This window comes from Bacillus sp. ABR, assembly GCF_056172715.1.
In genome coordinates, this window is record NZ_JAOYSL010000004.1 from 90,794 (window position 1) to 113,720 (window position 22,927).

21 protein-coding genes are annotated in these 22,927 nt (G+C 41.9%); 12 read left to right on the forward strand and 9 right to left on the reverse strand.

Annotated features, from left to right (window positions below; translation table 11 throughout):
- Nucleotides 1–48: 48 nt before the first annotated feature.
- Nucleotides 49–1,071, forward strand: a complete 1,023-nt coding sequence (locus OIT90_RS13950; protein ID WP_058837254.1) for a quercetin 2,3-dioxygenase — start codon at nt 49–51, stop codon at nt 1,069–1,071.
- Nucleotides 1,072–1,229: 158 nt separating this feature from the next.
- Entirely contained in the window at nt 1,230–2,363 is a 1,134-nt protein-coding gene (locus OIT90_RS13955) for a zinc-dependent alcohol dehydrogenase (RefSeq protein WP_047203435.1), read from the forward strand.
- A 181-nt stretch (nt 2,364–2,544) separates the two neighbouring features.
- Here OIT90_RS13955 and OIT90_RS13960 read toward each other — a convergent pair whose 3' ends face one another.
- Nucleotides 2,545–2,982, reverse strand: a complete 438-nt coding sequence (locus tag OIT90_RS13960) for a MarR family winged helix-turn-helix transcriptional regulator (RefSeq protein WP_039176203.1) — start codon at nt 2,980–2,982, stop codon at nt 2,545–2,547.
- 262 nt (nt 2,983–3,244) lie between these two features.
- Here OIT90_RS13960 and OIT90_RS13965 point away from each other — a divergent pair, with 262 nt between their 5' ends.
- From OIT90_RS13965 to OIT90_RS13980, 4 genes are all read left to right on the forward strand, one after another.
- Nucleotides 3,245–4,753: a class I adenylate-forming enzyme family protein gene (locus OIT90_RS13965; protein ID WP_059374539.1), complete on the forward strand. Its 1,509-nt coding sequence runs from the start codon at nt 3,245–3,247 to the stop codon at nt 4,751–4,753.
- 66 nt (nt 4,754–4,819) lie between these two features.
- Nucleotides 4,820–6,202 carry an amino acid permease gene (locus tag OIT90_RS13970; protein WP_039176209.1) on the forward strand — a complete coding sequence of 461 codons (1,383 nt, stop codon included), beginning with the start codon at nt 4,820–4,822 and terminating at the stop codon, nt 6,200–6,202.
- A gap of 100 nt (nt 6,203–6,302) precedes the next feature.
- Entirely contained in the window at nt 6,303–6,668 is a 366-nt protein-coding gene (locus tag OIT90_RS13975; protein WP_039176211.1) for a VOC family protein, read from the forward strand.
- A gap of 114 nt (nt 6,669–6,782) precedes the next feature.
- Complete coding sequence (locus tag OIT90_RS13980) at nt 6,783–7,643, forward strand: alpha/beta fold hydrolase (RefSeq protein WP_474892641.1); 861 nt, start codon at nt 6,783–6,785, stop codon at nt 7,641–7,643.
- 39 nt (nt 7,644–7,682) lie between these two features.
- Here the strand turns inward: OIT90_RS13980 and OIT90_RS13985 are convergent, their stop codons facing one another.
- Nucleotides 7,683–9,110 carry an alanine/glycine:cation symporter family protein gene (locus OIT90_RS13985; RefSeq protein ID WP_024427211.1) on the reverse strand — a complete coding sequence of 476 codons (1,428 nt, stop codon included), beginning with the start codon at nt 9,108–9,110 and terminating at the stop codon, nt 7,683–7,685.
- A gap of 33 nt (nt 9,111–9,143) precedes the next feature.
- Nucleotides 9,144–10,124: a glutaminase gene (locus OIT90_RS13990; RefSeq protein ID WP_474892642.1), complete on the reverse strand. Its 981-nt coding sequence runs from the start codon at nt 10,122–10,124 to the stop codon at nt 9,144–9,146.
- A 517-nt stretch (nt 10,125–10,641) separates the two neighbouring features.
- Between OIT90_RS13990 and OIT90_RS13995 the strand changes: the two genes are divergently transcribed.
- The 3 genes from OIT90_RS13995 to OIT90_RS14005 all read left to right on the forward strand — a co-directional run bounded on the left by OIT90_RS13995 (nt 10,642) and on the right by OIT90_RS14005 (nt 14,148).
- Nucleotides 10,642–11,928 carry an ATP-binding protein gene (locus OIT90_RS13995; protein WP_474892643.1) on the forward strand — a complete coding sequence of 429 codons (1,287 nt, stop codon included), beginning with the start codon at nt 10,642–10,644 and terminating at the stop codon, nt 11,926–11,928.
- Between the two features lie 4 nt (nt 11,929–11,932).
- On the forward strand, nt 11,933–12,871 hold the full coding sequence (locus OIT90_RS14000; RefSeq protein WP_039176221.1) for a response regulator: 939 nt from the start codon (nt 11,933–11,935) through the stop codon (nt 12,869–12,871).
- A gap of 191 nt (nt 12,872–13,062) precedes the next feature.
- On the forward strand, nt 13,063–14,148 hold the full coding sequence (locus OIT90_RS14005; RefSeq protein WP_144495709.1) for an SEC-C metal-binding domain-containing protein: 1,086 nt from the start codon (nt 13,063–13,065) through the stop codon (nt 14,146–14,148).
- Between the two features lie 47 nt (nt 14,149–14,195).
- Here OIT90_RS14005 and OIT90_RS14010 read toward each other — a convergent pair whose 3' ends face one another.
- The 4 genes from OIT90_RS14010 to OIT90_RS14025 form a co-directional block, all read right to left on the reverse strand.
- Nucleotides 14,196–15,236, reverse strand: coding sequence for a DUF4352 domain-containing protein (locus tag OIT90_RS14010; protein WP_058837259.1), 1,041 nt, complete (start codon nt 15,234–15,236; stop codon nt 14,196–14,198).
- Nucleotides 15,237–15,550: 314 nt separating this feature from the next.
- On the reverse strand, nt 15,551–16,207 hold the full coding sequence (locus OIT90_RS14015; RefSeq protein ID WP_058837260.1) for a response regulator: 657 nt from the start codon (nt 16,205–16,207) through the stop codon (nt 15,551–15,553).
- Entirely contained in the window at nt 16,204–17,418 is a 1,215-nt protein-coding gene (locus OIT90_RS14020; RefSeq protein WP_474892644.1) for a sensor histidine kinase, read from the reverse strand. Before OIT90_RS14020 ends, OIT90_RS14015 begins: the two co-directional genes overlap by 4 nt.
- Nucleotides 17,419–17,440: 22 nt before the next feature.
- Nucleotides 17,441–17,902, reverse strand: a complete 462-nt coding sequence (locus OIT90_RS14025) for a DUF1453 domain-containing protein (protein ID WP_260981899.1) — start codon at nt 17,900–17,902, stop codon at nt 17,441–17,443.
- A gap of 159 nt (nt 17,903–18,061) precedes the next feature.
- On the opposite strand from OIT90_RS14025, the gene OIT90_RS14030 reads away from it, so the two are divergent.
- A complete protein-coding gene (locus OIT90_RS14030; RefSeq protein ID WP_260776049.1) occupies nt 18,062–18,991 on the forward strand; it encodes an aldo/keto reductase in 930 nt (309 codons plus the stop codon).
- A 33-nt stretch (nt 18,992–19,024) separates the two neighbouring features.
- Here OIT90_RS14030 and OIT90_RS14035 read toward each other — a convergent pair whose 3' ends face one another.
- Entirely contained in the window at nt 19,025–19,990 is a 966-nt protein-coding gene (locus OIT90_RS14035; protein ID WP_474892645.1) for a sensor histidine kinase, read from the reverse strand.
- Nucleotides 19,991–20,001: 11 nt separating this feature from the next.
- Nucleotides 20,002–20,703: a LytR/AlgR family response regulator transcription factor gene (locus OIT90_RS14040; protein WP_144495724.1), complete on the reverse strand. Its 702-nt coding sequence runs from the start codon at nt 20,701–20,703 to the stop codon at nt 20,002–20,004.
- A gap of 166 nt (nt 20,704–20,869) precedes the next feature.
- Here OIT90_RS14040 and OIT90_RS14045 point away from each other — a divergent pair, with 166 nt between their 5' ends.
- Nucleotides 20,870–21,610, forward strand: coding sequence for an ATP-binding cassette domain-containing protein (locus tag OIT90_RS14045; protein WP_039176238.1), 741 nt, complete (start codon nt 20,870–20,872; stop codon nt 21,608–21,610).
- Nucleotides 21,610–22,785, forward strand: coding sequence for an ABC transporter permease (locus tag OIT90_RS14050; protein ID WP_039176241.1), 1,176 nt, complete (start codon nt 21,610–21,612; stop codon nt 22,783–22,785). Before OIT90_RS14045 ends, OIT90_RS14050 begins: the two co-directional genes overlap by 1 nt.
- Nucleotides 22,786–22,927 lie beyond the last annotated feature (142 nt).

The following is a 22,927-nucleotide window of genomic DNA, read 5'->3' on the forward strand; positions in this document are numbered from 1 at the left end:
ATTGGTCTATATAATATAGATAGTCAATTCGTCATGAGGAGTGATGGGATGTCGGAGCAACCGCAATCGATCAAGCAATCCGAAGGTACCTCTTTTTATACCATGTCTGGTTCAGGAAAACTGTATGGGCTGGAGAATCAGCTTGTTCAAATGCTGGCAGAAGCAAATCAAACGAATCAGCTGTTTGAGCTTGCCTTAATCACAGGTGGGAAAGGAGCTTATTTCCCGCTGCACTGTCATGAGCACTTATTTGAAACCATTTTTGTGCTGGAAGGAAAGCTTGAAGTGATGCTGGACGGTAAAAAATACATGGTAACTGCCTTTGATTATATTCATATCCCGCCCAAAACGATTCATGGCTACAGAATGCATAGTCATAAAACAAGATTTATTTCATATACGCTGGGCGGAAAAATGACAGATGTCTATCAGCAAATTGGGAAGAGGCTTTTTCAGAATGAATGTTCTATGATGAATCATGCTTTCGATGCAGCCAGTTTTCAGCAGGCTGAAAAAGAAAGCGATATCATCCTGATGCATGGAATCAGAGAACTGTCCAATACAACGAGGCCCTCCGTTTTATTTCATAGTCAGCTCCCTCAAAAGGTGCAGCCTTATGTATTAGAGGCTGGTGAAGGGAAGCAATACATCATTGATGGTCAGATTCATGAGCTGATTGCAACAGTAGAAACAACAGGGGGCGGATTCAGTCATTTTGTGATTGAAGGAGCGAAGGAGAAATATTTCCCGCCGCATTATCATCAAGTTCATACTGAAGCGCTCTATTGTGTTGAAGGGAAAATGAACCTTCATTTGAATGGAGAAGATATTTGCTTGATGCCGGGTGACTTTGCCTATATCCCGCCTGATACGATTCACTCTTATGAATTTATGTCTCATTCAAATAAAATGTTGGTTTTGCTGCTACCAGGAGAAATTGAGCAGGTGTATGAGCAGTTTGAAGAATCTCCAAGACAAAGTATATGTCCCTATTTTATTCAAGAAGGGAATTTCATGTTCAATCGGGAGACTTCAACTCAATATGATTTGTTTTTTGTCGAAAAGGAATAAGTGTGTAACGCGTTACACAACATTATGAGTCTGTCGAAACAATCGACAGGCTTTTTTTGTTTTTTGCCTCCTCCACATAAATTTCTCATTTGATGAATGAAGCATTCATTCAAGGTGAAGCTATGTAAAGATGACTTGAGCTAAAGGAGGAAATGCATGTGAGAGCCGTTACTTATCAAGGGAAAAATAGCATTGCAGTGAAAAAAGTAGATGCACCGTCGATTCAAGATCGAGAAGATGTGATTATACGGATTACATCGACATCAATTTGTGGATCAGATTTACATTTGTATCAGGGGAATTTCCCGCTTCCAATCGGCTATGTGATTGGGCATGAACCAATGGGGATTGTGGAGGAAGTTGGCCCGGATGTCACAGCCGTAAAAAAGGGAGACCGTGTCGTCATTCCATTTACCGTTGCATGTGGTAAATGCCAATATTGCGATCATCACTTAGAAAGCCAATGCGACAACTCAAACCCGCACTACGACTCGGGTGGACTTTTTGGCTATAGTGAGAAATATGGGAATTATCCCGGAGGACAGGCAGAGTATTTACGCGTACCTTTTGGAAATTACACCCCGTTTAAGATTCCAGAGGATTGTGAGCTGGAGGATGAACAATTGCTGTTCTTATCAGATGTCCTGCCAACCGCCTATTGGAGCGTAGAGCACGCAGGTGTGAAAAAAGGCGATACGGTCATCGTGCTAGGCTGCGGACCTGTTGGGTTAATGGCACAGCAATTTGCTTGGCAAAAAGGGGCGGAACGTGTGATAGCCGTCGATTACATCGATTACCGCCTGCGGCATGCAAAACGGATGAGCGGCGTGGAGGTTTTTGACTTTACAGAAGATCCCGACATGGGAGAAACGTTAAAGGAGCTCACAAAGGGCGGGGCCGATGTTGTGATTGATTGTGTGGGAATGGACGGGAAGAAGTCGCCGCTTGAAAAAATTGAGCAAAAGCTCAAGCTGCAAGGCGGAACGATCGGACCCATTCAAATTGCCACAAAAGCCGTTCGCAAGTGCGGAACAGTGCAGATGACGGGTGTGTACGGCGGCCTGTACAATATGTTCCCATTAGGTGCTTTTTTCGCAAGAAACGTCACCTTGAAAATGGGCCAAGCCCCTGCTCGAGGATACATGTCAAAACTCTATCAAAAAGTGACAAGCGGTGAAATCGATCCAAGAGCCATTATCACACACAAATTGCCATTAGATGAAGCTGCTCATGCGTACCACATCTTCAATGACAAACAGGATGATTGTATAAAGGTCGTCTTAAAGCCATAAAAAGAAGGCTTAGGGCGTATAGACAAACCCTCGCATTCGGTGCCAGGTCTGTGTGCCGGTGCTCACGAATGTTCAATTCGCTCCGCTCCATTACTCATCCTTCCTAGGGCTGCAAAGGTTTTCGATCACTCTGAAAAGAAGTTTAGCCCTTTGTCAAAAATCTAAAGGCTTAGGAGTATTCCTAAGCCTTTAATGTGTGCTCGTCCATCATTTTTTCGATTAATTCAAAAAATGTTTTTTTATCTTCCTCTGAAAGGTGGTTGAACAATTGATTCACAAGCAGCTGGCGATTGTCGATCATTTGTTTAGCAATTTGTTCACCCAATTCAGAGAGTTCAATCCACACAGTCCGGCGGTCATTATTATTTCGAGAGCGGATAATCAGCCCTTCGTCTTCTAAGTGATTGAGAGCGGTTGTTGTTGCAGAGGGAGATAATGAAACTTCCTGAAGAATATTTTTCACAGTACATGATTGATGGCGGTAGATGATACGTAAAATAAATCCTTTAACATTCGTGACGTTTTTCGGAATATTTTCTTCATCTAATTGTTTCGTCGCCTTTAAATACTTTGTCAGTGCATGGTCTAACAAACTTGCCTCTAGCTCGAAATGTTGCATTCTCCATACCTCTTTTCCTATTGCATTCGCATTTTCCGATCAATTACTAGGTCTATCTTATCATAATAATCATCATGATTTAAACCAAAATGGAAGACGGCTATAAAATTACCTATATTATCAATTAATAAAAGGAACAATTCCAAAATGAAATGATTTTACTTTCAGCTGTTTTTATTTTAGAATGTGAATGAGATAAAATCTGCCAACCCAATTCGCTGGAAATTGGCTATTGGAAATCAAACGTTTGGAGATGAAGATATTGAATACTTTACAGGCATTACTAAACGACAGAATGGAACGCTCTTCACAAATTGAGGCGGTAACTGGCGGAGGTGTGTCTTATACATTTGAAGAATATGCAAAACGCATCGACCAGCTCGCTCATTACTTACATCAAAAAGGAATTCGAAAAGGCGATCGCGTTTGCTTTATTTGTCAAAACCATCATCACTTTTCAACGATTATGCTGGCAGCCATTAAAGCAGGTGCAGTCGCAGTTCCGCTTAGCTGGCAGCTTACTTCTTTTGAGCTGGAAGGGATTTTGAAAAAAGCAGATCCAAAGGCTTTATTCTTTGATCGAGAATTCCGTGACATTATTGCTGCGGCGGATGTTTCTTTAGACAACTGCCTCATGGTAGAATCTGGTGTGAATGCGAAAACAACGCAGCTGTTTGAAGATATATTGGCTTCAAATGATGGCAGTGATCTTGCAGAAGAGGTATCAGAGGAGGATCTAGCGATGATCTTATTTACCTCTGGGACAACGGGTAATCCAAAAGGCTGTATGGTTGGACATGGACGAATCTATCAATTTTTAACAAGACGTGGGAATCGAGGATTTGACTTGAAAGGAAAGCGGTACTTAGCGAGTCACCCTCTGTATCATATGAGTTCAATTAATCACCTGATCGCCGCTGCGATTGAAGGGTATACGCTTGTTTTCTTACATGATGCAACACCGAAGCGCATTTTAGAAACAATTGAAAAAGAAAGAATTACGTTCATGATGGCTTTCCCTTCAGCTTATACGTACATGTTGGAAGAAATGAAGCGTGGTTCGTATGATCTTTCATCCTTTGAAATTGCGATTTCTGGCGGTACGAAGGTGCCGGTCCGTTTGATTAAGGACTACAAAGAAGCAGGCATTCAGATGATGCATGGCTACGGAAGCACGGAAGCATGGGTTGTCAGTGCGTGGCATCCTGCGATGGGCGAGGATAAAATGGGCTCTGCTGGTAAAGTGGATCCAGATGTAGAAGTGAAAATCGTTCATCCTGAGACAGAGGAAACACTGCCAGCTGGAGAAATTGGCGAAGTCGTCATGAGAAGTCCGTTTTATTTCTTAGGCTATTATCATCAGCCTGACGCAACTGCGAAGGTACTCAAAGATGGCTGGTTCCATATGGGAGATGCAGGCTATCTAGACGAAGACGGTTTTCTATTTATCACAGGCAGATACAAAGATGTGATTTTATACGGCGGAGATAATATCTACCCTGATCAAGTAGAAGAAGTCATTGAACAAATTCCGGGTGTGATTGAATCAGCTGTCATCGGGGTGCCGGACGAATTATATGGTGAAGTGCCAAGTGCATATATCATAAAAGACGAATCCGCCGATTTCTGCGAGGAAGATGTGGTGAACTATTGTCAGGAACGTTTGGCCGATTACAAAGTGCCATCCATTCATTTCATCAGTGAACTGCCAAAAAACAAGCTTGGTAAAATCATGAAGAAAGATTTACGTGAATTGGTTGTGAATGCTTAGTACCTATTCTGCTATAATGAAATTTGAATGATTTTTTGTTTTTCTAACGTTTTGGAGGGAAAGGGTTTGCGACATATTCTTCGTAAGAAACACATTCACGATTTGTTGGAACAGAGCAGACAGCAAAAGGTAAAGAAAACGCTGGGCGGGCTTGATCTCACGCTTCTTGGTATAGGGGCAGTGATTGGTACAGGGGTTATGGTATTAACTGGAATTACAGCAGCTAAGGATGCTGGACCAGCTGTCATTTTCTCCTTTGCGATTGCAGCCATTGTGTGCAGTTTGGCAGCACTTTGCTATGCAGAAATGGCGTCAGCGCTCCCTGTATTCGGCAGTGCATACATTTATTCATATACAACCATGGGCGAGCTTGTAGGCCATTTGATGGGCTGGACCTTATTATCTGTTTATATGCTGACTGCTTCAGCTGTCGCCAGCGGCTGGTCGAGTTATTTCAACAGCCTGCTTGAGGGATTTGGAATTTCGATTCCGCATCAATTCTTAGCGGGGCCGGAGCAAGGCGGATATATGAATCTGCCGGCGATTATCATTGCTTTACTGATTGCGTGGATCTTATCTAGAGGAACGAAGGAAAGTAAAAAATTTAATAATATCATGGTGTTTGTGAAACTCGGTATTATTGTTCTTTTCATTGTAGTAGGCGGCTTTTATGTACAGCCAGCCAATTGGCAGCCATTTATGCCGTTTGGCGCAGAAGGCGTTATTGCCGGTGCTGCTGCTGTATTTTTTGCCTTTTTAGGATTTGATGCGATTTCTGCTTCAGCTGAAGAGGTGAAAAATCCGCAGCGGAACCTGCCAATTGGGATCATAGGTTCATTACTTATTTGTACGGTCATTTACATTGTCGTTTGTTTGGTCATGACAGGCATGGTGCATTATACAAAGCTGAATGTTACAGAAGCTATGTCCTATGTCCTGCAAAGTGTACATCAAAATAGCGTGGCTGGTATTATTTCTGTTGGTGCGGTCATTGGATTGATGGCTGTGATTTTCGCCAATAATTATGCGGCAACTCGAATTGCCTATGCGATGGGCCGAGACGGACTTTTGCCTAAAGTGTTTTCAAAAACAAACAAAAGCGATACGCCTGTTGCTAGCATATGGATGATTGGCGGAATGACAGCTGTTATTTCAGGCTTTATTGATTTGAAGGATCTGTCCAACTTAGCGAATATCGGTGCGTTATTAACGTTTGCCATGGTCAGTTTATCTGTGCTTATTTTGAGAAAGACACATCAGCAGCTTGAGAGGGGCTTCAGGGTTCCTTTTGTGCCGGTTCTGCCGATTATATCAATGGGCTGCTGCTTGTTCCTTATGCTCAACTTACCAGGCCGGACATGGCTTTACTTTGGGGTTTGGCTGTTAATCGGCGTCGTCATGTACGCAGCGTATTCAAACAAACACAGTGAATTAGCGAAATCTTCATGAGAAAAAGGTGCAAATCCGTTGACGATTTGTGCCTTTTTTCATACGATTTGGGATAAGCTATAAAAGAGATAATGGACGGAACAAGAGGAGGATGAGGGATATGATTAGTGTTAGTCCTTATATTGTTGTAGATGATGTGAAAGAATCTCTTCAATATTATCAAGGGATTTTTGGTGGGGATATTCAAATCTTAAATGAACATCAAGACCGTGTCCTGCATGCTGAATTGCATCTTGGGGAATCGCTGCTTCATTTTTCAGATACGTTTGGACGCACGCCAAAGCCAGAGAATCTCAGATTGATCATGCAGTTTGACAATGAAGAAGAACTAAAGGCTGTCTATGAAGCACTGGAAGCTGATGGAGATGTACTGGTTGAATTACAGGATACCTTCTTTGGCGCACTTCACGGACAAGTACAGGACCGGAAAAACGGGTTAATCTGGGTTCTGAATTATATGAAATAGAGACTAAGACCTTCACGAGTGTGAAGGTTTTTTTGTGAGTGTTTTTATTTTCTGAAAAATGGAAAATATGCTATGTTGGAAGAATAAAAGGACAAGGAGAAGGGTGGCAAAGGAATGGAACAAATTGAGTTTCAATCAATCCAAACAAATGGTGTAACACTTCATACTGCAATGGCTGGACCGGAAAATGGCCCGCTGCTTGTACTGCTCCACGGGTTTCCTGAGTTTTGGTACGGCTGGAAAAATCAAATCATCCCCTTGGCTGAGGCAGGCTATCGTGTTGTCGTTCCTGATCAAAGAGGCTACCATCTAAGTGACAAGCCAGAAGGAGTCGAATCCTACGTATTAGATCAATTGAGAGATGATATTGTGGGTTTGATCAAGACGCTGAGCCCGAACCAAAAGGCGATTGTCGGCGGACATGACTGGGGCGGGGCTGTTGCTTGGCATTTGGCTTCGACCCGTTCTCAATATGTCGAGAAATTAATCATTGTGAATATGCCGCATCCGCGGGTGATGATGAAGGTTCTTCCTTTTTATCCGCCGCAGTGGAAGAAAAGCTCTTATATCGCTTTTTTTCAGCTCCCAAATGTTCCAGAGGCAGCACTTCAAGAAAATCACTTTCAAAAGCTGGATGAAGCCATTGGGCTTACTGCAAGACCACATTTGTTCACGAAGGAAGATGTCTCAAGCTACAAGCTCGCTTGGACGCAGCCAGGCGCCTTGACCTCAATGCTGAATTGGTACCGAGCCATTAAAAAAGGCGGCTTTGAAAAGCCAATTTCAAAACGAATTCTCGTTCCTGTTCGCATGATCTGGGGGATGGAGGACAAATTTTTAAGCAGAAAGCTGGCGAAGGAAACGATTAAGATCTGTCCAAATGGCCAGCTGATCTTTGTCGATGATGCCTCTCATTGGATCAATCATGAAAAACCAGACGTCGTCAACAAACTTATACTTGAATTTTTGACATAAAGAAAAAAGCTCTGATCAGTTGACCAGAGCTTTTTTGATTTATCCGATTTGATTCTTTTTCAATGCAGCAGGTTCGTCGTCCCAGCATTCAATTTTCTCATTGTTTGGAACGGCATTTTTATAGAAAACAGGATCTTTGCCTTCTTTTTTCTGTCTCGTGTAATCCTTCAGTGCTGCGAAGGCGACCTTAGACAGCATGGTAATGGCGATGAGGTTGACGATGACCATGAGTCCCATAAAGAGATCGGCTAGACCCCAAACGAGAGGAACAGTGGCAACCGCACCGAACAGAACCATTCCAATAACGGCAATTCGATAGATGTTAAGCCAAATTTTGTTCGCTCCAAGGAATTCAATGTTCGTTTCCCCATAGTAATAGTTACCGATCAATGTACTAAACGCGAATAGGAAAATCATGATGGCAAGGAAGCCAGAGGCCCATGGTCCAATGTGCTGACTGAGAGAAGCCTGTGTTAATTCAATTCCTTGCAGATTTGTTGTTTTATACGCATCAGAAAACAGGACAAGGAAGGCTGTGCTTGTACAAATAATTAACGTATCTGTTAACACGCCGAATGCTTGAATTAATCCTTGTTTAACAGGGTGGCTCGTTACAGCCGTTGCTGCTGCGTTAGGTGCACTACCCATACCAGCTTCATTTGAGAAGAGACCGCGTTTAATCCCTTGTAATAAAGCACCGCCCAGCGTACCGCCAGCGAACTGTTCAAACCCGAAGGCGTGTTTCACAATCGTGCTGATGACACCAGGAAGTTCTGTGATATTTGTGACAATGACAAAGAACGCAATACCGATGTAGGCAACTGCAAGCACAACCACAATGTATTCAGAAGCTTTTGCAATCGCCTGGATGCCTTTGAAAATGATCGCTGCAAAAATGACTGCCATCACAATACCGACGGTTAAACGGTCTAAACCAAAGGAATTTTTAAAAGCGACAGTGATCGTATTGGATTGAACCGCGTTAAAGACGATTCCAAAAGAAATCGTGATCAGGATCGCAAATAAAATCCCCATCCAGCGCTTGTTTAACCCTTTTTCCATGTAATAAGCAGGTCCACCTCGGAAGCCTGTTTTGTCTTTTACTTTATATACTTGAGCTAGTGTACTTTCAACGAAACTTGAAGCAGATCCGATAATGGCTACGATCCACATCCAAAAGATGGCACCAGGGCCACCAATGGCAATAGCGATGGCAATCCCTGTGATATTCCCTGTCCCTACGCGTGCTGCCATACTGATGGCGAATGCTTGGAACGGTGATATTCCCTCTTTTTCTTTTCTTCCTTCTTTCAGGACACGCAGCATTTCTTTAATCATTCTCACTTGCAGGAAGCGTGTTCTATATGTGAAGTACACCCCAACACCAAGTAACAGAGCAATCACAATATAAGTCCAAATAAAATCATTTGTATGTGTTAAATAAGATAGCAAAGCTTTTTCGTTCATAACATCACCTCTTCGAATTCATCACTGTTCTTTTTAAAAAATACTGAGATCCCACTCTTTAGCGAGCTTTTTCAGCATCATGACACCGGTAATACTATTTCCACAATCGTCAATGGCAGGACCGTAAATGCCAATGCCACAGCCTGTCTGAAACGGGAACTCTCTTCTTGCGCTTGGCGGAACGCAAGCCATAATTCCTCCAGACACACCACTTTTGGCTGGAACGCCTACGAAAGCTGCAAAATTCCCAGACGCATTATACATGCCGCATGTCAGCATCAATGCCTTTGTTAGTCTGGCGATATCTTTTGGGATGACTTGGACTTGTTTAAAGGGATGGTAACCATCACTTGATATAATCAGTCCAATCAAGGCGATGTCCTCTGTTGTGACCTCGATGGAACATTGCTTTAAATACACTTCTAACGTGTCCTCGACATCCGATTCTAAATAATTGGTTTCTTTTAAATAATAAGCAAGTGCCCGGTTGCGATGCGCAGTTGCCCATTCTGATTGATAAACCTCTTCATTGACAGAAGGACGCTTACCTTTTAAGTTTTCGATTAAATCGAAAATATATGCTAGCTTTTCTGTAGAAGTCTTTCCGGGAAGGATGGAGGATACGGTAATAGCTCCAGCATTAATCATTGGATTAAAGGGCTTCCCTGGTTTATGCATCTCAAGACGGTAGATGGAATTAAATGCATCACCAGTTGGCTCTACATCTACCCGATCCAAGACGTAAGGTACGCCTCTTCCTAAACAGGCAGCTATAAAGCTGATGACTTTTGAGATACTTTGCAGGGTAAAGGGAACGTCCCAATCACCATATCGTACAGATGATCCATCTGGGCCTATCACGCTGATACCAAGTTGAGAGGAATTCACTTTTCCGAGTGCTGGAATGTAGCCAGCATTCTGCCCGTTCTTGTAATACGGACGTATTTCTTCTGCCCATTGATCAACAGAAGACTGGCATGCGTGTTGTGTATTATTAGAAATTGCTGTTTTCATACGATTCCTCCAATCAAAAATCAAAAAGTACCCTATTGAATTGGCGGATGACAAAAAATGCGATCAAATAGGCACGAAAACATGTTACACATCTTCAAAGAACTTGTCATGCGCTGCTTGCACCACTCCTTTACACCTAAATATATGTACAAATGAAGGCATTGTCGGCGGAAAAACAAAAAGGGTTTTTAGTGAAAATTAAGAAAACGCTTACATCTAGTTTCACTAAAATTATTCATTCAATTTATCTTGGAAACTACACAATCTGACGTAAATCTACAGAAAAACTTACAAATAAAAATCTGTCTGTCGACTATTGTCTAAACAATTCCTATTATTGTCGTCAATGATCAAAACACTGAATAGCTGAAAGGTCACCTTGCTGCCCCGGAGAATAGTCATAAAAAAGGATTTTGGAGATAAAAAGAGCGGTGAAAATTATTTTTTTGCACATTGTGGAGAAAAGAGTCTCCTTGTATACTGTGGCTATGCAAACAGGGGAAGGGATGTCAGTCATTTGAGTTTAAATCAGCTTGTCAAAAAGGACGCATTCATTTTAATTTTTATGATGGTCATTGTGCCGCTTGCAGGAGAGCTGAAGTTTTATCCTGTGAATGAGACGTTTCGCATCAGCTTTGGTGCGCCTGCGTTTTTCTTTTGTTTATTACTTTTAAGAACATCTAGACCGCTATTGCCAGGATTTTTAACAGGCGCAGCCATTGTGCTTTTTCGTGTAGGCCTAGATTTGATTCAGCAGAATGCTGATCTGGCTTTATCATTTTATCAGCAATTCCCAAGCTTCTTTTTCTATTTCACGTATGCGTTCCTGTTTTTTGCCGTCCGAACGGGTCGCTTTAAACAGCGCTCTATTTTCATTGGGATCATCGGTCTGATGATCGAATTAGTTGCTGATTTTGTCGAGCTGTTTGTACAATTTCTAGTGTTTGATACAACGATGACTTTATCAAAGCTGAGCGATATGTTCCTCATTGCGTTTGCTCACAGCTTTGTGGTGATCAGTTTTTTTAATATGATGAAGCTGTATGAGGCACAATCAAGAGAGAAGCAGATCATGAAACAAAATGAGCATATGATGATGGTCATTTCAAATTTATATGAAGAAACGGTGCACTTAAAGAAAACATTAAAACATACAGAGCATATTACGCAGGAATCATACCGGCTTTATCGTCTTCTGCATGAACACGAAGCAGGGAAAAAAGTGAGTCAGGAGCTGTTAAAACTCGCTGGAGAAATTCATGAAGTGAAAAAGGACAATCAGCGTATTTATGCTGGGCTTTCAAAGCTGATTTCGAAGGAAAATATGCAAGATTACATGAAGGCGGAAGAACTCGTTCAAATTGTGATCCGTATTCAAGAGAAGTATGCTCTATCTCTTGGGAAAAACATCTCCTTTACCTCTGATATAAGGGGCATTCATCTACATGATTATCATGTGTTTATTTTCTTATCGCTGATTAATAATTTAATGGCCAATGCAGTGGAAGCTATAAAGGATACCGGCATGATCTCACTCGAATTGAAAGGAAGTCATGATAAAATAGAGATTCGGATTGAAGATGATGGACCGGGGATTCCTAAAAAAATGAGAGAGATTGTGTTTGATCCAGGCTATACTTCCAAATTTGATGCATTTGGAACACCGTCTACTGGGATAGGCTTATCCTATGTGAGAGAGCTGGTTCAAGAGCTAGGCGGTCATATTCAAATCGAACCAAAAGAAACAAAAGGTACAGCTTTTCTGCTTGTCCTTCCTATACAAAATTTAATACAGAGAGGGTGAGTGTATGCGATTCTTCATTGCAGATGATGATCGTGCAATACGCTCGATTTTAGGTCAAATCATAGAGGATGAGGATTTGGGAGAGGTCGTAGATGAAGCGGGTGACGGAGTTGGATTAGAGGCACATTCACTGAACCTCAAGAAAGTAGACATCCTTTTGATTGATCTTTTAATGCCTGCTAGAGATGGCATTCAAACCATCCGCCATATTCACCCTGAATTCAAAGGCAAGGTCATTATGATTTCCCAAGTAGAGGCGAAAGAGATGATGGCAGAAGCCTATGAACTGGGGATTGAATATTATATCCATAAGCCTGTCAATCGCATTGAAATCGTCAGTGTGATTCGAAAAGTCATGGAGCGTATCAAACTGGAAAAATCGATTTACGATATACAAGCCTCCCTTCGCCACGTACTGCCATTAGAGCCTGTGTTTTCTCAAGGTGCCGGCGCTGGAGCGAAGAGAAGGACGATGAAAGAGGCAGGGGAATTCCTCTTATCTGAGCTCGGAATTGTCGGTGAGAACGGCTCTAAGGATCTACTGGAGATACTTCTCTATTTACATGAAACTCAGTCAGCCAATTCTCATGAGGTCAATTTCCCGCCGCTAAAGCAGCTGTTTATCAAAACCGCAGAAAGAAAGCTGGATCATGGTGCAACCGATGTAGAGGTGATGCGGGAAGTGAAAGCGGCGGAGCAGCGGATTAGACGCGCTATTCATCATTCCTTGAATCATTTTGCCTCACTAGGATTAACAGATTTCTCAAATCCTAAGTTCGAGCACTACGCGTCGAAGTTTTTCGATTTTACCGATGTCAGCCAAAGAATGAAAGAAATGCAGAAGACATCTTCTCCCGCAGGATCAACGGGCAGAGTCAATACAAAAAAATTCGTTCAAATCTTTTATTTTGAAGCAAAGCAGTTATTCGAAGAAATGAGCTGAGGAAAATCTGTTGGTATGATTGGAGAAAATAAACAGAGAAAGTCTGTCTTTCCTATGATCTGTCTTGATCTTCAGGTGTCTTTATGATTTATCTGATCATTCTGATTTTTCTTTTTTCTTGAAAATAAAACCCTCCTGTACAATCGTTTGTTAAAATAGTGAGGTTAGACTAGAATGTCGGAGGTTTTATTTTGGGAAAAATTAAACGAAATGCGCTCTGCCCATGCGGAAGCGGAAAAAAATATAAACATTGCTGTGGTCAAAAATCAGGCGGAGAACAAACGTCTGAGCTTGTGTTTAAGGAAGCTGTACAAGTTCAAAAGGATTTAATGAATTATGCTTTTTCTAAACATCAAAGAGCGATCAATCAATTCATTAATGAGTTTTCTTTCCTTGCAGATATGGATAAAGAAACGCAACAAATCTCAGTTTTTCATTTGAGTGTATGGGGCATCTTCTTCCGTCCATTAACTGATCAGAAAGAAACCATTTTCCAAGAATTCCTGACAAAGAAAGCAGAAGATATTACCCGTCCGAAAACAAGACAAGTGGTCCAATCTTGGACAGACATGGAACCATCTTTGCTTTTATTAAATGAAAAAACGGACGAGTCTCTTTACTTTGAAGATATGGTAACAGCTGAGAAGGTTGAAGTAGATGTAAAACCGGATCAAACGGTACTGCCTGAAAAGGGAAGTCTCGTGCTTGGTTTTCCTGTTCAATTTGAAGAAAAAGCAGAGTTTTTCATTCAGTATACGATGTTTGCAAAAGAGTTCACGGATACTCTTCTTCTTCAGGTCCGCCAGCTTGTTGACGCATATGAAGCAAATGGAGGAGCGCGCAGCACATTTATGAGAGAATCATTCCCTGATGTGCTGAAGTGTATGTTTGCGAAGCAAGAAGTAGAAGAATCAGAAGCATCTGCTCAAACAGAAGGCGATGCAGGTCTATCAGCAGATCGTATGGACTGGGCAAGTGACGTCCAGCTGGAAACAGCTAAGTTGATTGAAGACGGAATGAAGGAGCATGGTGACCAAAGCCTGACAGATGGTGCTTTAACGGTTTGGAAAGCCTACTGTGATCAGAAATCACCTGTGATCCGTAAAGCAGCGTCATTTGCTGCAGGAATCGAATACTATATTCATTCACTTGCAAGCGATGCTCCGCTTTCTCAAGCACAAGTAGCGAAGAAGTATGGCATTAGTGCGTCGACTGTATCGAGCCGTTTTAAAGATATCGAAAAAGCGGTGAAAGAAGAGCAAGAAGCGACAGTATAATCTAAAAAAGACGCGGCACCTTCAGAGGCCAGCGTCTTTTTTTTAGATTATCTTGTTTTAATAAAACCACTCATGTACTGCTCTGTATTATAATCGTTTAGGTCGATTTTCCATTGACCATCCCCATTACGTTTCATTTTCACTTCATATTCAGCTGGGCTGGAGACGGGAGGAAGCTTTTCGAATTCAGATGCGTACATGTTTAAGCTTTTTTTATACAATTCTTCTTTAGAACGGATCTTTCCGTTGTAAAACTCGTCTCTTTTCTTGTCTAGTTTGTCTTTTAAGTTAGAAGCATCAATGCCTGTTACTTGAGCGACAACCTTTGCTTCGTCATCAGAGATGGTTTTTACACTTGTTTCTACTTTGGCTTTATCCTTCATAGTGTTTTGAATGCGTTTGTACATCGACAGAATATCACGGTCACTCACTTCATTACCGTATATTCCTGCACTTCTTTTGAAGTCTTTAACAAACATTTCATGGTATTTATTGACGACATCCGATTGGTTGTCACCCGTTAAATCTGCGAATTCATCGTTCTTTTTGTCAAAAACAATAATATCGGTATATGCTGATAACGCTTTTGCTGGGTTATCCAGCTTTTTTGCTGAATCGAGTATTTTGTTTCCATCTAGATCGATTTGGATGGAATCACTGTTTTTCTTGATGCTGTCCTGATACACGAACTGATATTTTTTCCCTTTGTCTACTAGGAAATATAGAGCTCCTGAAAGTGACTTGCCTTTGTTCAGTGAACCAAGGTCAAGACGGTCTTTACTGCCGTAGAATTTTAAATCAGATACTTTGGCATCGTCCTGATAAAGGGAGAAGTCAGAGTTATATAATGAAAGGGCTTTGTCACCTTTGTTTGTGATCGTTAGGTTGACTTTTAGTACCAATTCATTGTCTCTCAGGGTAGTGGTTGAGTCTTCTGGTAACGTATATTCGTAGCTATTGACTTTTACCTCTGCTGTTTTCGTTGACTTTTGGTCAGTGTCTGTTGATTTGGCTGAGCTCTGGCAGGCTGCAGAGATGATCATCACGAATGAAATCATGAGGAGGGCACTTATTTTTTTAAAATTCACAGTTGATGCTCCTTTGCTTTTCTTTCGTCATTTCATTCCCGCTATCTGACTATGAAAAAAGAAACAGATAGAATGGTATATTCGGGTGTTAAAGGGGAAAATATCCTAATGACGATTTGCACTATTCATTCTATCGAAATTCATTCATGATGAGGAATAGGTTTTAGTCCCTATTTTTAATAGTTTTTAACACATTTACCTATAAAATAAGGAATTAAATAAGCATAATATACTGGTTAATAAGTATTGATTTATAGATTTATTTTGGGTTTTAAATGTTTTTTGTATAAAAATCTTGAAATAAAGGTAGTTTTTTATTTGACGAGGCGGTGCCGGATGGCGAAGACGACAGCCTGTGTGCGGTCTTGTGCATTGAGCTTTTGTAATATACGGTGCACATGCGTTTTTACCGTACTTTTGCTGATAAATAATTGATCAGCGATGTCTTCATTCTTTAAACCATAGGCCATTTGCTGTAAAACATCGCGTTCACGTTCTGTAAATGATTCGTGAAGCAGATGAGTGTGATGTGTATCATTTGCTTGCTGAAGAGCTCGTGCCATCATGTGCTCAGAGGCTGCCGTTCGAAAGACAGATTCACCAGCAAAGGCGGTGCGGATGGCCTGAATTAATTCCTCAGGCATTGTATCCTTCAGCAAATAACCGACTGCCCCTGCACGAATCCCGTCAAAGACGTATTCTTCCGTATCAAAGGTCGTGAGAATCACAACTTTTACATCTGGGTGCTTTTTTAAAATGTGCTCTGTTGCCGTGATGCCATCCATTCCAGGCATTTGTACATCCATGAGCAGTACGTCGGGTTTGTTGGTCAAGCAAAGCTCAACCGCCTCCTGACCGTCTGACGCCTCCCATATGACGTCAATATCCTCTTGAGCGCTTGCAATATAACGAAATCCTTGGCGGATCAGCGGCTGATCATCAATAATGCCAATCTTAATAGGGGTTGTCATGTCTCAGAGTCCTCCTTGATAGGAATTTGAACATGGATACAAAAGCCGTGCGGCTCGCGTATGGACGTCTTGAGGGAACCGCCTGCTGCGTCACACCGTGCTTTCATGCCTGACAGTCCAAATCCAAATGAAATATCTTTTTCGCTGGTCAAATTTCCATCGTCTTCAATGTTCATCATCAGCTCATGCTGGTGGTTATAGAGTGTAATGGTCATCGCGGTCGCCTTGGCATGGCGAATTGTATTGGTGATGGCTTCTTGTAAAATGCGGTAAAGCAGTTCAGATACGGAGAGCGGCCATTTTTTATACGTAAGCTGCTCTGTATGAAACTGAATATCTAGCTCTCCTGATATCTCTCCTTGCTTGATGAGACTGCGAAGTCCGGCAAGTCCGAGACCTGCATCATCTGACGCCATATGATGAACCACAGAACGAACTTCGGTGAGACAATTTTTAGAAATATTGATCAGCTCCTGAAACGTCTGCGCCATCTGCTCTGGTTCTTCCTGTTTTAAACGATAGGGCAAAGACTGCAGCTGGACAATCATTGAGGTTAATTGGTGACCGATGCTGTCATGCAGGTCACGTGCAATTCTGCTCCGCTCCTCCAGCACAGCAAATTGGAGTGACTGAACGGTCGCTTCTTCAAGCTCTATATGCGCCTTTTTTAATTGTTCATGGGCATCTGATAATTCCTTGTGAACCAATTGCAGTTCTCCGAAGTGTTCATCCTTTAATTCCTGTTCACGCCGGCGCATTCTAGAGATCAAGACAAGTGTATACACAAGCAGCTGGAATAGCGGGAGAGTGATCACCATGTTCCAAGAAAAATCATTTACATAATAACTGACCCCACTAGTGAAAAAGATGATAGCAAATAGATAGGGATGATGCGCCTCTGAAAAACGAAAAGCGATAAAGCCAATCATAAAAAAGGTCAGCCCAATACTGTCTTGAATCTGACCTGTCACCATCCACAAGAGATGTGTCAGAATCCACATCGAGAGGAGCATAGAAATTTGCTTTTTAGGTGACAGCTTGCTTTTTGGAAAAAGACAAAGGAGAAACACTAAATAGACGAAGGTGCGAAACACCAATTCGCCTATTGAAAGGGGCTCATACATTTGAATATACATATAGGTCAATACAAGGCCTAATACGAATTTTCGCCTTATTTGACCTAAAAGCTTGATTGGCTGCTGAAGGTTCATATCAAAAACTCCTGTCTGTCAGTTAAATAGCAGCAGATGCCTTGATGTTCATATATCTTTTTAAAAGAATAAAACGTAATCCGATCATACTGCCAATTGGAAGGAATGTCAGGCCATTTGCGAAAATGATCAGGGAATGACCGCCATCCTGTACAACTGAACCTACTGTCATCCGGATAAGAATGATTCCGATGAAAAAAAGTGTTCCATAGAGTGAGCTGGCGGCGGTGATACGTCCCGACTGTTGATCATATGTTACTTTGTATAGTTTACCTCTCCAAAGCCCGATTGCAAAACCTGCGAATGCAAAGCCAGTCATCACAAGCAGGCTCATCGCCGTGATTTCAATATGCTGGGTAAAGGAATAAGAGAGAGTGCCTAATAAAATGAGCGGCCCTATGAGAAGCCTGATGGGGCGGATTTCTTTTTCCTTGCCTGTTCTTAAAAGCAGGATAATGATAATGATGACAATTTGAATGGTCATGACAAGATCTCCTTTTCGCTTTAGTCTATCTTCATCATACGCATCAACTATTTTCTCGGCGTCCACCTGCAGGTTGATTTTCAGAGAGCGGGATACTTGAATGTTGGAATTGATTCATGGGAAAATAAGGATGATTACGTAGATAAGGGAGATGAGCTTTTGAAAAAGGTAACGCTTGGACGAACTGAATTACAGGTGAATCCGATAGGGCTTGGTACGAATGCAGTAGGTGGACATAATTTATTCCCGAATCTTAGTGAGGATGCTGGACGGGAGCTTGTGGAGACGGCTCTTGATCAAGGTGTCAATTTCTTAGATTCTGCTTTTATTTATGGGCTGGGCCGTTCAGAGGAATTAATCGGTGAGATCATTGCCAAAAGAGGCGGCAGAGAAAAGCTTGTCCTTGCGACAAAAGGAGCTCATAAGGAAGTAAACGGGCAAATTGAACTTGATAACAGCCGTGATTTCTTAAGAGAGCAGGTCGAAAATAGCCTAAAACGACTGCAAACAGATTATATTGACTTGTACTATATGCATTTCCCGGATGGGCGCACCCCGCTCGAAGAAGTAGCAGGCACATTAAAGGAATTAAAGGACGAAGGGAAAATCAAGGCGATCGGTGCATCCAACCTTGATTTTGAACAGCTTCAAGCCTTTAACCGAGATGGCTACTTAGACGTGCTTCAGTCGGAGTATTCTCTGCTGAAACGTCAGGCGGAGCAGGATCTTCTTCCATACTGCGTCGAGCATGGTATCTCCTTTATTCCTTATTTCCCATTGGCATCAGGCTTGTTGACTGGCAAATTTACAAAGGATGCCACATTTGATGATATTCGAGCAAAAGACCCACTTTTCCAAGGTGATGCATTCCTTTCAAATCTTGAAAAAGTAGACAAGCTGAAGGCGATTGCCCAATCAAAGAATGCAGAAACGGCACACGTCGCACTCGCTTGGCTCTTAGCTCAGGATGGCATTGATGCTATTATTCCAGGGGCAAAACGAGCAGACCAAGTGCTGCAAAATTTAAAAACAAATGATGTTCAACTAACTGAAGAGGAAATTAATCAAATCGACAAGATTTTTTCTTAACACGAAAAAAAGGTGCAGCTATGCACCTTTTTTTTATGACATTGTAAGAGGGATTTTGATGACGAGCCGTAAATTTGGAGAACGGTAAGTGAAATCCAGTGTACCGTCTGCCTTTTCAACAAGCTGATGAATGATATACGTCCCCATGCCTTGATGATCGCCGCCTTTTGTCGAGCGGCCAAAAGTTTTGAATAAATGATCTAACTCATGTTTTTCCATACCCTTTGTGCTGTTTTCACAATGGATTAAAAATAGCCCGCTCCGAATAGAGGTTGTGACCGAAATGCTGCCCTCTTTTCCAGCTTTCTTTGCTTCAATCGCTGCATCTAGGGCATTATCAAGCAGGTTGCCAGTAAAACTAACCTGATCCGCCTTTGAAAAGGGAAGCGATGAAAAGGGAGCTTGAAGGTCTAGTGAAAGTGCAATGTTCTCTTTCTCAGCCCGCTCCAAAAAGATGTGAAGGGTAGAGGCTAAATATGCATTTTCTCCTTTCATCCATGGGAAATGTTTGACGTATTGCTGAATCAAATCTTTAATCTCATACTCGTCGTTCGACGCCGAAAAGGCATTTAAATGTCTGGCTGTTTCATGATGTTTACTCCGCAGCTCAAGAAGTAATTCGTTGGTTCTAGCTTCTGCGTTTATAAGCTCTTGAAGCCGTCCATTTAACTGTTTCTCTGTCTGCATCACCTTCAATGAGAGGATATCGACTGTCACCATCATGATGATTGCTAAAAGACAGCTCAGCCCATTCTCTTGCGTTAGAAACAGCAAAAAGCCTGCACAGGTGATGAGTATAAAAGCACCTAATATCACATAACCACTCGTATGAGGTAAAAATCTTTTGTACATGAAGAATGTATAAACACATATTACGCAAAAGGTAAGAATCCACAACACAATTGATGATAGCGGTAGAAAGGCTTCAGCAGCTGCATGAAACGCAAGACCCAGCCATATGAGGGCATAAATGCGAAATCCAAGATAGAAAGCGTTCACGTTCGTTCTCCTTAAAAATAGTATTTCTTAAAGAATTCTAATTGCTGCTTGGTCATCATGGCTTTTTTATCTGTCCCTTCAAAAGACACGATAAACGAATTTTTAGCATACGCCGAGAAATTCTTAATGTAATGAATATTGATGATAAACGATCGATGGGAGCGGATAAAATCTTTTTCAGCCAGATCACCCTTTAACTCGTTTAAAGTTTGATATGTCTGGATTTCTCCTGATGTTGTCACGATAGTTGTTGACCGGCCCGTTCGCTCAACAAAAATGACATCCTTTTTCTGCAGCACATGAATATCTGACTGCTGCTTAATGAGAAGCCGTCCATGAATGCTTTTCTCCTGCTTGGTGGACATATAGCGCTCTAAGCATTTGGCAATTCGATCAGCTTGGTAGGGCTTCATAATATAATCATGTACATTCAAATCAAACGCATGGACTGCATAACCACTGTTTCCTGTCACAAAGACCACATCGACATTCAGTGCGTGAGAGTGAATGAGGTCCGCTAATTCATAGCCGGACATTCCAGGCATTTCAATGTCAGCGAACAACAGATCAATGTCTCCTTGTTTGACCTTCTCATATGCATCCTCTGCTGACTGCGTGACAAAGACAATGTCCACAGCCTCCATCCTGCTTACAATGGCGTGCAGCTTTTCTAAATCTACTCGGTAATCATCGACGAGACCTACTTTTATCATAAAAATCACCTATGACTCTTCTTATTATTTGTCTATTTTACCATTTGTTTTTTTGAAATAGATCATTTCAAGACAGAAAAAGGACGTTTCGCGACATTTTTATATCAGACAGGCATTATTTTTTCTATCATAGACTTAGAAAGTAAAGTTGAAAGGGGCGAACCAAATGATTACTCTCAGCGATTGCAGCTGCTGGTTTAAAGATAAGAAAAAAGTCGTGAAAGCGATGAAACATATGACGTTCTCCGTGAAGGAAGGGGAAGTCGTTGGTATTCTAGGAGAAAATGGTGCAGGGAAAACGACATTATTGCGCGCCGTAGCCACATTATTAGAGCCTACGCACGGGTCAGTCACTGTCGCAGGCTTTGATACGGTGAAAGAATCAACGGAAGTGAAAAAGCGAATTGGTGTCTTGTTTGGCGGTGAGACGGGGCTTTACGATCGTTTGACGGCACGAGAAAACCTTGAATACTTTGGCAAATTGTATGGCTTAGATCAGCATGAAATCAAAGCAAGAATAGAGGATTTGGCAAAGCGTTTTGGAATGAGACAATATATGGATCGCAAGGTGAAAGGATTCTCAAGAGGGATGAAACAAAAGGTGGCGATTGCCAGAACGTTAATTCATGATCCTGACATTATCTTATTTGATGAGCCGACAACAGGCTTAGATATCACGTCGAGTAATATTTTCAGAGATTTTATCCATCAGCTCAAGCAGCAAAACAAAACCATCCTCTTTTCAAGCCACATCATGGAAGAAGTCAGCCAGCTTTGTGACAGTGTCATGATGATTCATCAAGGAGAGCTTGTGTACAAAGGGACACTTTCAGAATTATATACTCAGGAACAAAGTGATGACTTGAACTATATCTTTATGTCGAAGCTCGCTAGGGGGATTTCATAATGTGGAAAACCGTCTTTTTGAAAGAAATGACAGATGCGCTGAGAGATCGAAAAACGTTGCTCTTAACCGTGCTGATTCCTCTTTTGACCATGCTTGGACTGGTGTTCTTTTATGAAAGCATGATTGCAGATCCAGGGGATGAAGCCTATACAGTCGCCATCAATGAACAGCTTCCAGCCGAAATGAACCAAATGATCAAAGAGGTCAAAAACCTAAACCTTGAAACATTTGATGATCCGCAGCAAGCGGTCAAAGATGGAGAGGCAAATGCTTACCTTGAAATGCCGAAAGAGGCAGGCGATATGCTCAAACAACAAAAGCCATTCGCTATTAAAATCCATGGATATACGACAGATGATGATTCGGTCATCACTGTTCAAATGCTGCAATCATTGCTGGAGCAATATCAAAACCAAGTGGTCGAAAAGCGATTAGCAGCCGATCAAATCGATACGTCCGTTATTCATCCTTTTGAGGTGCAGTCCGTTGATGTAGAAGAAGGGGATGAAGGGGAAAACGGAGTGACCGCTATGCTGTTGTCGATTCTCCTTCCGATGATTTTGGTGACCTCCGTCATCTCAGGAGCTTTGCCGGCTGCGCTTGATATTGTAGCAGGTGAAAAAGACCGGAAATCCATTGAAGCGTTGTTCCTGACACCTGCCAGCAGACTCCAGATTCTCATCGGGAAATGGCTCGCTGTCTCTATGTTTGGTATTTTAAGTGGGATTGTGGCGATCGGTATGCTGCTTCTATCCACTTTGCTCTTTACAGAAAAGCTGAAGCAGGCTCTGAACTTTGGTGATCAAATGTGGAGCATTATTGGCGTCATGTTTGCGGCGTTAATCATCTTCTCCTTCATGGTATCCATGATTGAATTGCTGCTCAGCGTCATTTCGGGCTCAGTCAAAGAAGCACAGTCGTACATGTCCATGATCATTACACTAGGTGTGATCCCAATGTTCTTTACCATGAGAGCAGGTGCTACGCAGCTAGATACGTATTACTTTGCGGTCCCATTCCTTAATATTCATGCGCTTTGTAAGCAACTGATGTTTGGTATCATCGATCCGGTGGCTGTCACTCTGACACTCGGCTCCTCAGCCTTGGCAGTCGTTATCCTGTTTGTCATCGTCAGAAGCTTGTTTATGAAAGAAAAATGGATGCTTGCGAAATAAAGAAAGGAAAGCTTGTAGATTTTTTCTACAAGTTTTTTTATATTCGGAGATTCATATAAAAAAGGCTCGGGATAGAATTGTTATGGCATAATGGAAGAGGAAATGACATAATCATCCTATTTTCACTAAAGAGGGGGTGAAG

Coding starts and splice junctions, on each gene's coding strand:
- OIT90_RS13950 (WP_058837254.1), top strand. CDS start 49: ATGTCGGAGCAACCGCAATCGATCAAGCAATCCGAAGGTACCTCTTTT.
- OIT90_RS13960 (WP_039176203.1), bottom strand. CDS start 2,982: ATGCAACATTTCGAGCTAGAGGCAAGTTTGTTAGACCATGCACTGACA.
- OIT90_RS13975 (WP_039176211.1), top strand. CDS start 6,303: ATGATTAGTGTTAGTCCTTATATTGTTGTAGATGATGTGAAAGAATCT.
- OIT90_RS13980 (WP_474892641.1), top strand. CDS start 6,783: ATGGAACAAATTGAGTTTCAATCAATCCAAACAAATGGTGTAACACTT.
- OIT90_RS13985 (WP_024427211.1), bottom strand. CDS start 9,110: ATGAACGAAAAAGCTTTGCTATCTTATTTAACACATACAAATGATTTT.
- OIT90_RS13990 (WP_474892642.1), bottom strand. CDS start 10,124: ATGAAAACAGCAATTTCTAATAATACACAACACGCATGCCAGTCTTCT.
- OIT90_RS14000 (WP_039176221.1), top strand. CDS start 11,933: ATGCGATTCTTCATTGCAGATGATGATCGTGCAATACGCTCGATTTTA.
- OIT90_RS14015 (WP_058837260.1), bottom strand. CDS start 16,207: ATGACAACCCCTATTAAGATTGGCATTATTGATGATCAGCCGCTGATC.
- OIT90_RS14020 (WP_474892644.1), bottom strand. CDS start 17,418: ATGAACCTTCAGCAGCCAATCAAGCTTTTAGGTCAAATAAGGCGAAAA.
- OIT90_RS14025 (WP_260981899.1), bottom strand. CDS start 17,902: ATGACCATTCAAATTGTCATCATTATCATTATCCTGCTTTTAAGAACA.
- OIT90_RS14040 (WP_144495724.1), bottom strand. CDS start 20,703: ATGATAAAAGTAGGTCTCGTCGATGATTACCGAGTAGATTTAGAAAAG.
- OIT90_RS14045 (WP_039176238.1), top strand. CDS start 20,870: ATGATTACTCTCAGCGATTGCAGCTGCTGGTTTAAAGATAAGAAAAAA.
- OIT90_RS14050 (WP_039176241.1), top strand. CDS start 21,610: ATGTGGAAAACCGTCTTTTTGAAAGAAATGACAGATGCGCTGAGAGAT.